We start from the raw sequence: 11,136 nt of genomic DNA, 5'->3' as shown, positions 1-11,136 counted from the left end.
TGAATCATCATAGGATTTTTTATAAAAACTCGAATTAACAGGTACGTTTTGTCTTGTTTAGTTTTCAAAGATCATGTGTGCCGTTCTTAGCGGCTTTAATAATATAACATTTTGCTTCAGATGATGTCAACAACTTTTTTGAAGTTTATTTCCCGAAGCATTTGTGTTTGTCACTGTATGTCAGCGACGATTAATAATATATCACGAAAACATTCTATCGGTCAACAGCCTTTTAAAACTTTTTTCAAAATAGTTTTATTGTGCATGTCTATCCCTTGTCCAGCATACAATCAATTAACAAACTCGGACAAGGCAGGAGTGTTTGAATTGAGTCGATTTTATTTAATACCTATTAAGAGGCTGAAGCAAATTGTCATTATCCTTATCGCGGCTCTTGCAGCTGCAACCTTTTTTTATGTACAAAAGGCACCCCCACTATCTGTATTTAAAACTGAGAATGGACCGCGAGCCATTTATAAAGGAGAAGCTTCCTCCAAACACGTATCTCTTACATTTAATATTGGCTGGGGGGATGAGAAAGCCATTCCTATATTAAATGTTCTGAGAGAGCATGATATTAAAAACGCCACTTTCTTTCTTTCTGCTTCTTGGGCTGAGCGTCATCCTGATATCGTGAAACGTATTAGAGAAGACGGACATCAAATTGGCAGCTTGGGCTATGCTTATAAAAATTATAGCCAGCTCGAAGTAAGCGAAATAAAACGTGATCTTGTCAGAGCACAAAATACTTTTCAAAAGCTTGGGTTAGATGATGTTCAACTATTAAGAGCGCCAACCGGACAATTTAATGAGACTGTCTTGAAAGTTGCAACACAGTATGGCTATACCGTTGTGCATTATAGCATCAATTCACAGGATTGGCTGAACCCTGGCATCAATCAGATCATTCACAATGTAACCGATCGCACGAAAAATGGTGACATCGTTCTACTTCACGCCTCAGATTCAGCCACCCAAACCGCTCAAGCCTTACCAACCATCTTGAAACATTTAAAAGAGAAAAATTTAAAAAACATCACAGTTGGTGAGCTAATTTCTAATACAAAAACAAAATCAACTGAAGTTAAGTAGCTTTCGCCTTTGAAAATCGAGGCATCGCTAACAATTGAAAGGCATTACACCCTAATAACGGGAAAAGCATTAAATACAGCCAGTCCTCCTCATTCACTCTTAACGCCGGAAACCACTCTAACGATGTGATAACGACCATGAGAAACATTGCTGAAATAAATGTTTTCTTTGAGGACTGCTGTTGTTTGAAGTAAGCGACAATCAATGCGAACAAACCGATAAAGACAGGTAACCATAAGTATGGAAAAAAGGATTCATTCTCACCGAAAAACAAAAATCTCAAATACGCTAAATCGAACAGCACAAAAATCACAAGAAATAGCTGAATGGTATTCCATAAAGAATGTGATCTGAAAATCTCTAACGCAAACCGATGCACTGTCAAAAAGACAACAAACCCCATCTGACTGATCACACTAAAAATCATTCCTACTCCAATAAACCAAAATAGTACAGACGCAATCTCCAGGACTTCAAACGATACAAAAAGCTTCTGGTATTTCCCCCACTCCAGCGCAAAGCCCACCACGCTTGTAATGACCGCTCCCACAGCTAACACAGAAAAGAAAAAACGAACTAAATCCCGACTTTTCATTGAATTCATCCAACCCCTATTTTTGTTATGTATAAATTCATGCGAAACATTCATATTAAAAGTAAGACATGTAACGAAAGGAGCCATAGTATGTCAAAAGGCATCTTGCGAATCATTAGCTGTTTCCTCCTTTTATCTCTAACAGCTTGTGCTCCCAAAGCCCAATCCTCATCTAATATGGATTACGACGAAACGAAAAAAATGGTCGTCGATATTTTGAAGACAGATGACGGTAAAAAGGCCATTCAACAATTATTAAATGACGAAGCAATGAATGAAGCTTTGGTAATGGATGAACAAACTGTCAAAAAAACAATAGAGAAAACACTGACTTCTGATAAAGGCAAAGAGTTCTGGAAGAAGGTCTTTGAGGATTCTAAATTTGCCGAGACTTTCGCAAAATCCATGCAACAACAGCATGAGAAAATGTTAAAGCAGTTAATGAAGGATCCCGATTATCAACAGCTGATGATGGATATTCTAAAGGACCCTGAAATGGAAAAGAAATATGGTGAGCTTGTCAAAAGCAAAGAGTTCCGAAAACATTTAGAAAAAGTCATTACGGAAACATTAAGTAGCCCTCTTTATAAAAAGAAATTTGAAGATGAACTAAAAAAGGCAGCGACTGAAAGCAGCAGTGGTTCCAGTTCACAGGAACAAGGCGGCAGCTAAATCACCCGAGTGGGACAAGATCCACTCGGGCTTTCATTATGCTTTTACAGCCAATTGTTCGATGACCTTTTTGGCGATATGTTGATAGACCTCTCCTGTCGGATGACTTGCATCATAGACAGAAGGAGCAAAGTCTTCTTTATTCCAATCAGGTTGCCTTAAAGGAATTTGGCCAAGGACAGACACACGAAGCTCTTCAGCTAGTTTGTCACCGCCGCCTTTTCCAAAGACATATTCCTTTTCACCTGTTTTCTTACTTTCATAGTAGCTCATATTCTCAACGACCCCAAGCACTTCATGATCTGTTTGCAGTGCCATCGCCCCTGCTCTTGCAGCTACAAAGGCAGCAGTTGGGTGCGGTGTTGTGACAATGATCTCCTTACAGCTTGGAAGCATCGTATGAATATCAAGAGCAACGTCACCTGTTCCAGGCGGAAGGTCTAATAGAAGATAATCTAACTCTCCCCACTCCACTTCATGGAAAAAGTTATTGAGCATTTTACCAAGCATCGGCCCTCTCCAAATGACAGGTGCATTTTCTTCTACAAAAAAGCCCATTGAAATCACTTTGACTCCAAAGCGTTCCACAGGTATAATTTTTTCCCCTTTTACTGTCGGTCTGACGGTGATTCCCATCATATCCGGTACACTAAATCCATAAATATCAGCATCGATTAACCCGACTTTTTTCCCTAAACGAGCTAGTGCCACAGCAAGGTTAACAGAGACAGTCGATTTCCCAACGCCACCTTTTCCACTCGCAATCGCTAAGAAAACAGGCGGATTTTTAGAGTTGAGTAGGTTTTCCTCCTCTTGTTGAGATGGCATGAATTTTTTAAGCGTCTCTTGAGGCAGTTCTTCAAAACGAAGTCCTACTGTTTTAGCCCCTGCTGATTTCAAGGCTTGTACAATATCTTGCTGCAGCTTCATCTGCTCAGCAGTTCCAGTTTTGGCGATGGCCACCTTTAAGCTCACATGTTCTTTTTCTGGCTTTAGGCTGATTTCCTTAATGGCATCTAGCTCACCAAGCGGTATATGAAGGAAAGGTTCGTCCATCTTTCCAATTAGTTTTCTCACATCTTCTTGTCCGATCATAGCAGAACCTCACCCTTTATTGAATTCGTTTACAATCCAAGTATATCATACATATCCTTACAATGTCTGTCCTGTTTATCTCCGATGAAAAAGGAAAAAGCCCCTTATTCAGGCGGCTCTCTTTGCTCTGTTAAATACCTTAGGATTCCTTTATAGATGGAAGCAGCAATTTGATCCTGATACTTAGGTGTGGCTAATTGACCTGCCTCTTTCGGATTAGAGAGAAAACCAACTTCCACAAGTACACCTGGTTTCGTGACATTTTGCATCAAGTAAATGCCGTTGATCCGCTTTGCCTTACGATCTGTGTTTTCTAGATTGTTACGCAATTCATCTTGAATGAACTTCGCGGCCTTTTCATTTTCTTCATACTTTCCATAAAAAAATGTTTGCGCGCCGCTCCACTTATTCGAAGGGATGGCATTTAAATGAATACTTAAATAGAGATCCGCTTCTGACTCATTGATTGCTTTCACCCGATTTCTCAGATCTTCCGCTTTCTTCCGAGCATAGCCCTTTGTATTCTTTGATGATAGATCAGAATCATCCTCTCGGGTCATGAGAACAAGCGCTCCCTGTTCCTGCAAATAGTCACGTATCTTCATCGACACATCCAAAGCAATCTCTTTTTCCAGAAGTTCGCCCCCTACCGCTCCGCCATCTGGACCACCATGACCCGGATCTAAATAAATAATCTTCCCACTTAGAGGCAAGTTCCATGATTTCCAAGAATCATCATTTAAAAACTGAAATCTAAATAAAAATAAGAGGACAATAAACCCTATCAAAAACCCTGTCCACTTCAGTTTTCTTTTCATCCCTGTCCCTCCCATACACCATTATTTTAAAGATATGGGACAAGGGATTGAAATATGCTTAGTGCAACCGAAGCTTGTGTCTTTTTTCTGACTCGCGGTAGCCTTCCTGCCACCACATGCTAAGAAAGTCTTTAGCAAATGGATATAGAGTTGAAGTCTTTTCCTTCATGCGGAACATATTGCCCCACGACTGTAAGCAACCTGTCAGCTCTTCAATCAGCTCGTCTTCCTCTTGGAATGATCGCTTCTTTAAATCATGAAACGATTCACCATACTTCCTCGACTCACCGTATCTTCCCCCAGCTAAAAAAGCCTCAATTGCAAAATCGATACAGCCATCACTCATAATGCCAGCTGGATCATCCGCAAACGGAAAGAGCTTCTTCGTAAATTTCTCCGAAGCGATCGTCACTTTATGAAGAGACAATGTACGCAAAAGCTTCTTTTCAAGCGTGACTTCTCGTTTTGTTTTCAATTGATAAAATGAATGCACTTCTGCCATTGACCGAACCCCTTTTTCTCTGTATTGTTCGTTGCTTTGAACAAAACATGCAGTTCAGTAAATGGAAAATTCATTCCACCCGATTAACAACAATTAACTACAAAACTGATATTTATTTGTATTATTTATTATGATTAAATCTATTCATACAACTAAAAGATCACATTGTACATTTCTCATATTTTTCATAAAATACAAAACAATATAATCGAATATATTGTAAAAATAACCTTAAATTTACTTTAAAGCAATTGACATTTTTTCTAAAAGAATATAATTTGTATTTGGTTGCAAAAAGAAAATATTGGAGGAGAAACATGAAAAATAAATTCTTTATTACATTAGTTGCATTTCTTATGGTAGGAATTATGTCTTTAAATTTAGAAGGTTCAGCACATGCTAAATCTAACACTTCTACAGAAAAAATCCCTCAATTAAAAGGGAACTCAATTCAATCTAATGCTTGGATGAGTAACACAAACTTTTTACAAAAACAAAGTTTTAAAGTTAGTGCGAAATTTTTAGGCAATAATCCTAAAAAAGCTAGTTGGGTTAAAACTTCATATACGATTGAAGCAAATGGTATTGGCGTTTCCTTAAAGGGAGTTAGCTCTGGTACAGCTAGTGGCAACTCGCTTTCTGGAACGTGGACAAATAAAAATGCATGGATTTCAGACCTTGCAGGTTCTTATAAAATCTCCGGGGCACCATTAACAGGAAGTTTAAATAATACAGCTAGTTTCTTAGCTAAAGGCGTTAAACGTTCAACTACAGCTTCTATATTCCGTCTTTACTAAAAAGTGAAAATTTGCAACCAAATAAAAAGTGAATACAAATTGTATTCACTTTTTAGACTTTAAAAAACATTATCGGAGATGGATAATATATGAAAAATCCCAAGAAAAAAATATTAGTAGCATTATTATTTGTATTGTTGATCTCAAGTTATTTTTTATTTTTTTACAATTCCAAAAAACAGCCCACAGCCATTTTGTCTAATGAATTCTCCAGTAAGTTAGAACAGCAACAACATCAAAACATAAAAAAAGTAGAAAATAGCTGGAAAGATGATACACTATTTACACTCATAAACGCAGTGAATGATACAGAAGATGAATACACCTCCTATTATTTTCATCAATCTGCTTTACTCTTAAATCAACCGACTGACGAAAAGTTTTGTAACACTCAGTTTGAAAAATTAGAAGAAGAGTCTTTCGCAAAAGATATAACCGACAATATGATATTTACAGGTATAGAAAGAGTCTATAGAGCATATCAATCGATAAAAAACTGTAAGGGTGATGCAACCCCATTAATAAAAAAACACACCCAGTACCTTCTTAATACATCTTTTTATAAAGATGGGTTTTTTTTATCAGAAGAATTTAAGGAATTTAAGGATAACCCCGATTATATGGACGTGAAACTGCAACAAACTCATATGATGTTAGTTTTACTATCAGATCTCAATTTAATGCAATCAGTAAATAAACACAAAATAAGTTTGTGGGTTGATAAAATTAAACCAGAAGATTTTGTAACTTTAGAATTAATTCTCGACATAAATGAGAAATTACAACTCGATAGTAAGTATAATTTGAATAGTACCGAACTTAAAAAGAGAATAAACAAAAAAAACTTGGATTTTGATGATTTATTAGAAATAAATAGTTTTGTAAACCTCAACTCAAAGAACTTAATTAAAAAGGATAAGGAGCTATTAAATTCTATATCTAAAAAAATTAGATCATTTTCTTTTGAAGCTTCGGATATACAAAGCGAGTATTTTAAATTAAATATTTTGAAAAATTTAAATGTAGAAATCGATCCAAAAGAAAAAGAAGCTTTCATAGACAAATTTTCAACATTTGAATACGAAAATGGCATGTTTCCAGCAATAGCGCCCTTTAATAATTCATTTAGCCCTATTTTAATCGGTAAAGATCTTTCCGAATTTCCTAAAAATAAAGCAGCGAAAATAGACAAAATCATTAGAAGTCATTTATCAAAAGTGACTTTTGACGATTTAGTTAAGTTGGACGCATTAGAAATATATAGTTATATATCCCTTTTAGATTTAACTGATCACCAGCATAATAACCAATTAAATATAAAGTTGAAGCAATATTTAACTAAAAAAGTGAAAGAACCCATAGATGTACACACAATAATGAATTGGAGTTTTTATACTCGTTCTCTTCTTAAATTAGAAAGTGATTTCGAGAGAGAGTTATTGCCGGATAACACCAATGAGATGATCACTAAAATAACTAAGTATCCTGAAAGTTATTACGACGAAGAGAAAAAAATAACTTCACTTGTCTTTTTAGATACTTTAGCTAGGACTGAATTGTACTCTAGTGAATTGGAAAGTGTTAAATCTGACATCCGTGATATTCCTATAAATGTTAGTATTGATATTGCCGCTTATTTAATTTACTATAAAGTATCTGTAATGGAAAAATTAGAAATTGAATATGATAAGAATGAGGTAGCTCAACAAATAACATCACTATTTAAGAAAAAAGGATATAGTTTGAACAAAAAGCAGAATTTTCCTGATATTTATTCTACATATTTAATTACAAATGCAAATAAAATGGTAATGGGGGTAAAGCATGAATAATACGATATTAAAGCTAGAAAATGTTAATAAAAATTTCGAATTGAAAGACAAACATCTTTCAATTCTTAAAGGAGTTAACATTGCGGTTAACGAAGGTGACTTCAGTGTAATTATGGGTCCTTCTGGTTCAGGTAAAAGTACACTATTAAATTTAATGGGATTGCTTGATAACCCATCTGAAGGTTATATTTGGTTAAATCAACAATCTACGCATGGACTGAATGAGAGTAATAGAGCTAAATTAAGATCAGAATTTATAGGTTATATTTATCAAGAATTTAACTTATTACCTAATCTAGACGTTTTACAAAACGTAACCCTTCCCTTATTGATTCAAAAAAAAATTAGCAAAAAAGAAAGAAATGAGAGGGCATTAGAACTATTAAATTTAGTAGGGCTTTCTCACAGAACAACTCACTTTCCTAGATCATTATCTGGGGGTGAGAAACAGAGAGTTGCCATTGCAAGAGCTCTAATAAACAATCCTAAACTAATTCTGGCTGACGAACCTACCGGTAATGTTGATGAAGCTAATGAAATTAAGATTATAGAACTTTTCAAAAAATTATCTTCATCTGGAGTCGGAATTATTATAGTCACTCATAACCCAATTTTCAAGGAATATAGTGATCATTTTTACACTATGCAATCCGGAATACTTCAGGAGGATACAGTTTAAGATGAAATTAAATGATTATATAAAACTTAGTTGGAACAACTTTCTAAGAAATGGTTTTAAAAGCGTGGCTCCTATTACGATCATTTCACTTAGTATTATAATTTTAAATATAATTTTATCATTATTTTCAAGTATTACTTCAAGTGTGAATACTACTGTTATTGATAATCAAAGTCTCAAAATAATAGAAATATCTTCTAACTCTGAGAATGAATTAACTTCTAGTTCTTTTAAAGAACTAAAAGAAATAGATAATGTTGTAACAGCTTTTCCAAAAATAGAGGCCTTTGTAGGAGTGGAATATAAAAATGGAAAGACAACAACTAATCTCGTTGGTGTTAATGATAAGGGATTAGAATACTTTACCTCTAATAAAGTTAAAGGGATTAGAGACAATCAATTAGTAATTAATTCTTCTTTGACAGATGAATTAAGCCCTAATGAGAAAGTGAAAATTAGTTATACAGTTAAAGTTAAAGATGGAGAAGGCATAAGGAAGACAAAAAAAGCTTTAATACAGTCTAAGTTTGACCAATTCTATTTAGATAATTATCCTGAAGATATATCACTTGGGAGTATTGATTTTGTAGAGAAATTAAATGCTGACTTTTTGGGTCTCTCCTTAAAAGATTATAGAAAGAATTTAACATATGAATTTGGAAGTGTTATTGTAAATAATGTAGAAAACTTACCCCAAGTTGCTGATGATATTGAAAAATTAGGGTATGATACAGGCTATTCTCTAAAGGCCTCGCAATCGATTCCATTAGTAGCTAAGGTTATCATTGCTATTGGAGGAATTGTCTTAATTGTACTATTAATCTTTTCTGGTATAAGTATCGCTTCAGTTATTGGACAATCATTGAGAAATCGTTATAAAGAAATTGGAATTATGAGAACTTTCGGTTATGAGAAATCTCACCTTATAAATCTGTTCTCTATAGAAGTTTTGATTATTTCCTTAATATCTTTTGTGATATCTGTTATCTCCAGTTTTATTATCATAGAGTTATTAGACTCTTATTTAGGGAAATTTATGGGGGTTAATTTTGATTTCTCAGTTAACATGACAGGTATACAGATATTCATTAGTCTTATTTTAATTGTTTTAGTGAGTTTCATTTCGAGTTTTAGGCCTATCCTTAAGGCTTCTTCAATTAATATTACAGAAATTATAAGAGGTAATGATTCATGAAAAAAATTATAAAGATTTCTGTAATCTTATTTACAATAATCTCTGTTATTTATGTTGGCTATAAATTTATTCCTCAGGACCCAAAGCTTCAAAATAATAGTGGGGATTCATTGAGTTATTTATCTGAATTCAAAGGTTCTCCTACAATTAACGTGTTTAATTTTGAGAATGAAAAAATTATAAAGAAATTTAAAATACCAAAAGAGAAAGATTTGTATTCTTCAACAGCTTATCATAAAAATCAGAAAAAATCGGTTATAGTCACTCAACAATTAGAACCATATGGCTACCAAGTATTTATTCAAGACGAGAATGAAATTAAAAAAATTGGTTTAATAAAAGAACCAATACATGAAGCTATTGTTTTAAATAATTATCTTTATGTTCTTGTTTATCTCCCTAACCAGAACAATAAAGTTACATTGAAGAAATATGATGTATCAAACATTGAAAAACCTATTAAATCTTGGAGTCTAAACGGTTTGCCTGAGAGAATGCTTGTTGATGAACTTTCAAACAACATATATATATTAACAGTAGATAACAATACCGCTTTATTTACACTAAACACGAATACAGAAGAGCTAAAAAAGACTCAAGTTTTTGATAAACCTTATGATTTAAATGCCTTTTTAAAAGAAGGTGAATTATGGTTACTCCTGCAGGAACAATTAACAGATATGAATATTAAATCCCAAAAAGGAAAAATACCAACTAGGTTAGTTATGTCATATAATCTTAAAAACAAGAAGGTTGAAAAAAAATTAGATACTAATTATCCGCCTAAATTCATTCAAATTGATAATAATAAAGTCTATGTTATTTCCGGAAATTCCAATACTTCTTACCTGGAAATTTACAATACCAATAGCTTTAGTAAAGAAAGTGCTGAAGTGTTAAAATTAGACATCGGTAACATTAATGGTTTTATAAACAAAAAATATATTTTCTCTGATAAAGGAATTTATAAAATACAAAATGGAGCTATCAAGAGCATTGTAGATGAGACCATCTCAGCTGATTTGGATTTAATAATACATTGATTTTAATTAAAGGAGAATTATAAATGAAAAGATTTTTGATATCTATTTTAACATTGTCAATTATTTTAATTACAGGGTGTAGTAATAAAGATGCTAACGAAAGCCAAGAAAGTACTGATACTATACAGCAGCTTTTAGAGCATAAAGAAACAAAGCTTGGGGACAATTCTGCTGTTAGTTCTATAATCTCTATACTTCCAGGCGGAGATATGTATAAAGAAATTGAAATAATTAACGGAAACAAACTGAGAGTTGCTTATGGTTTAAAAGAAAACTCCTCAATAAGCAAAGATCAATTTGCAGACTATTGGTTAAAGAAGGATACTATTAAAAAGAACTTTCTATACAATGCTTTAGCTGCCTTTATCTTAATTGATAATTTAGATGAGGTGCAATTTGAAGTGGAGGCTCCGAAAGAAAATAGAATTTCTTTTAAGCGCAAGCAACTTGAAAAAAAATTACCTCACTCATTCATAGAATACCAAAAGAACAAAAATCTCTGGGAAAATGATTTAGTAGACAATTTAGTTAAATCAGACAAAAAGCGTAATAAATTCTATCAAGATATGAGTTCCAAAAAATGAGCAATATAAGCTGTCTTTTATAGATAACTATTCACCTTATATTTAGAATATCGAAGTTTTGTAATCCGAATAACTTTAAAAATCCCTTTTAAAACTGTTTCGTTATTTTATAAGATTATGAAAAATAAAAAAACACCAGCATTATAGGGGACTGCCCCCATAAGATGAGACAAATAAAAAACACCTTCAAGTTTGAAAACGGATCGTTGTGATCCGAAATAAAACATGGAGG

The 11,136-nt window shown here is 33.6% G+C and carries 12 protein-coding genes; 8 read left to right on the top strand and 4 right to left on the bottom strand.

Going from position 1 to position 11,136, the window contains the following annotated elements; genetic code table 11:
* The first annotated feature begins 327 nt into the window (after positions 1-327).
* Entirely contained in the window at positions 328-1,092 is a 765-nt protein-coding gene (gene pdaB / locus AB1K80_RS16970) for a polysaccharide deacetylase family sporulation protein PdaB (protein ID WP_412858100.1), read from the top strand.
* Here the strand turns inward: pdaB and AB1K80_RS16965 are convergent.
* Positions 1,085-1,687, bottom strand: coding sequence for a KinB-signaling pathway activation protein (locus tag AB1K80_RS16965; RefSeq protein ID WP_412858099.1), 603 nt, complete (start codon positions 1,685-1,687; stop codon positions 1,085-1,087). The two genes, pdaB and AB1K80_RS16965, sit on opposite strands and share 8 nt — an antisense overlap.
* Before the next feature lie 90 nt (positions 1,688-1,777).
* On the opposite strand from AB1K80_RS16965, the gene gerD reads away from it, so the two are divergent.
* Complete coding sequence (gene gerD / locus AB1K80_RS16960; RefSeq protein ID WP_412858097.1) at positions 1,778-2,359, top strand: spore germination lipoprotein GerD; 582 nt, start codon at positions 1,778-1,780, stop codon at positions 2,357-2,359.
* Between the two features lie 36 nt (positions 2,360-2,395).
* Here the strand turns inward: gerD and AB1K80_RS16955 are convergent, their stop codons facing one another.
* From AB1K80_RS16955 to AB1K80_RS16945, 3 genes are all read right to left on the bottom strand, one after another.
* Positions 2,396-3,454, bottom strand: a complete 1,059-nt coding sequence (locus AB1K80_RS16955) for a P-loop NTPase (protein WP_412858096.1) — start codon at positions 3,452-3,454, stop codon at positions 2,396-2,398.
* A gap of 104 nt (positions 3,455-3,558) precedes the next feature.
* The gene (gene cwlD, locus AB1K80_RS16950) at positions 3,559-4,272 is read right to left on the bottom strand and encodes an N-acetylmuramoyl-L-alanine amidase CwlD (protein WP_412858095.1); all 714 of its coding nucleotides are present in this window, start codon (positions 4,270-4,272) and stop codon (positions 3,559-3,561) included.
* 58 nt (positions 4,273-4,330) lie between these two features.
* Positions 4,331-4,774, bottom strand: coding sequence for a DUF2521 family protein (locus tag AB1K80_RS16945; protein WP_412858094.1), 444 nt, complete (start codon positions 4,772-4,774; stop codon positions 4,331-4,333).
* 317 nt (positions 4,775-5,091) lie between these two features.
* Between AB1K80_RS16945 and AB1K80_RS16940 the strand changes: the two genes are divergently transcribed.
* The 6 genes from AB1K80_RS16940 to AB1K80_RS16915 all read left to right on the top strand — a co-directional run bounded on the left by AB1K80_RS16940 (position 5,092) and on the right by AB1K80_RS16915 (position 10,904).
* Positions 5,092-5,571 carry a hypothetical protein gene (locus AB1K80_RS16940; RefSeq protein WP_412858092.1) on the top strand — a complete coding sequence of 160 codons (480 nt, stop codon included), beginning with the start codon at positions 5,092-5,094 and terminating at the stop codon, positions 5,569-5,571.
* Positions 5,572-5,660: 89 nt separating this feature from the next.
* Entirely contained in the window at positions 5,661-7,403 is a 1,743-nt protein-coding gene (locus AB1K80_RS16935) for a hypothetical protein (RefSeq protein ID WP_412858091.1), read from the top strand.
* Positions 7,396-8,082: an ABC transporter ATP-binding protein gene (locus AB1K80_RS16930; protein WP_412858090.1), complete on the top strand. Its 687-nt coding sequence runs from the start codon at positions 7,396-7,398 to the stop codon at positions 8,080-8,082. Before AB1K80_RS16935 ends, AB1K80_RS16930 begins: the two co-directional genes overlap by 8 nt.
* A 1-nt stretch (position 8,083) precedes the next feature.
* Positions 8,084-9,277: an ABC transporter permease gene (locus AB1K80_RS16925; RefSeq protein WP_412858089.1), complete on the top strand. Its 1,194-nt coding sequence runs from the start codon at positions 8,084-8,086 to the stop codon at positions 9,275-9,277.
* Entirely contained in the window at positions 9,274-10,320 is a 1,047-nt protein-coding gene (locus AB1K80_RS16920; protein WP_412858088.1) for a YncE family protein, read from the top strand. The genes AB1K80_RS16925 and AB1K80_RS16920 overlap by 4 nt, the downstream gene beginning before the upstream one ends.
* A 23-nt stretch (positions 10,321-10,343) precedes the next feature.
* Positions 10,344-10,904 carry a DUF4825 domain-containing protein gene (locus AB1K80_RS16915; RefSeq protein WP_412858087.1) on the top strand — a complete coding sequence of 187 codons (561 nt, stop codon included), beginning with the start codon at positions 10,344-10,346 and terminating at the stop codon, positions 10,902-10,904.
* The last annotated feature ends 232 nt before the right edge of the window (positions 10,905-11,136 follow it).

The organism is Bacillus sp. 179-C3.3 HS, assembly GCF_047229225.1.
Taxonomy (GTDB): Bacteria; Bacillota; Bacilli; order Bacillales; family Bacillaceae; genus Bacillus.
This window is presented reverse-complemented; position numbering and strand designations above follow the sequence as displayed.

Excerpts from the sequence above, each read along its gene's own strand:
- AB1K80_RS16955 (WP_412858096.1), bottom strand. The coding sequence starts at position 3,454 with ATGATCGGACAAGAAGATGTGAGAAAACTAATTGGAAAGATGGACGAA.
- AB1K80_RS16965 (WP_412858099.1), bottom strand. The coding sequence starts at position 1,687 with ATGAAAAGTCGGGATTTAGTTCGTTTTTTCTTTTCTGTGTTAGCTGTG.
- cwlD (WP_412858095.1), bottom strand. The coding sequence starts at position 4,272 with ATGAAAAGAAAACTGAAGTGGACAGGGTTTTTGATAGGGTTTATTGTC.
- AB1K80_RS16940 (WP_412858092.1), top strand. The coding sequence starts at position 5,092 with ATGAAAAATAAATTCTTTATTACATTAGTTGCATTTCTTATGGTAGGA.
- AB1K80_RS16925 (WP_412858089.1), top strand. The coding sequence starts at position 8,084 with ATGAAATTAAATGATTATATAAAACTTAGTTGGAACAACTTTCTAAGA.
- gerD (WP_412858097.1), top strand. The coding sequence starts at position 1,778 with ATGTCAAAAGGCATCTTGCGAATCATTAGCTGTTTCCTCCTTTTATCT.
- AB1K80_RS16920 (WP_412858088.1), top strand. The coding sequence starts at position 9,274 with ATGAAAAAAATTATAAAGATTTCTGTAATCTTATTTACAATAATCTCT.
- AB1K80_RS16935 (WP_412858091.1), top strand. The coding sequence starts at position 5,661 with ATGAAAAATCCCAAGAAAAAAATATTAGTAGCATTATTATTTGTATTG.
- AB1K80_RS16930 (WP_412858090.1), top strand. The coding sequence starts at position 7,396 with ATGAATAATACGATATTAAAGCTAGAAAATGTTAATAAAAATTTCGAA.
- AB1K80_RS16945 (WP_412858094.1), bottom strand. The coding sequence starts at position 4,774 with ATGGCAGAAGTGCATTCATTTTATCAATTGAAAACAAAACGAGAAGTC.
- AB1K80_RS16915 (WP_412858087.1), top strand. The coding sequence starts at position 10,344 with ATGAAAAGATTTTTGATATCTATTTTAACATTGTCAATTATTTTAATT.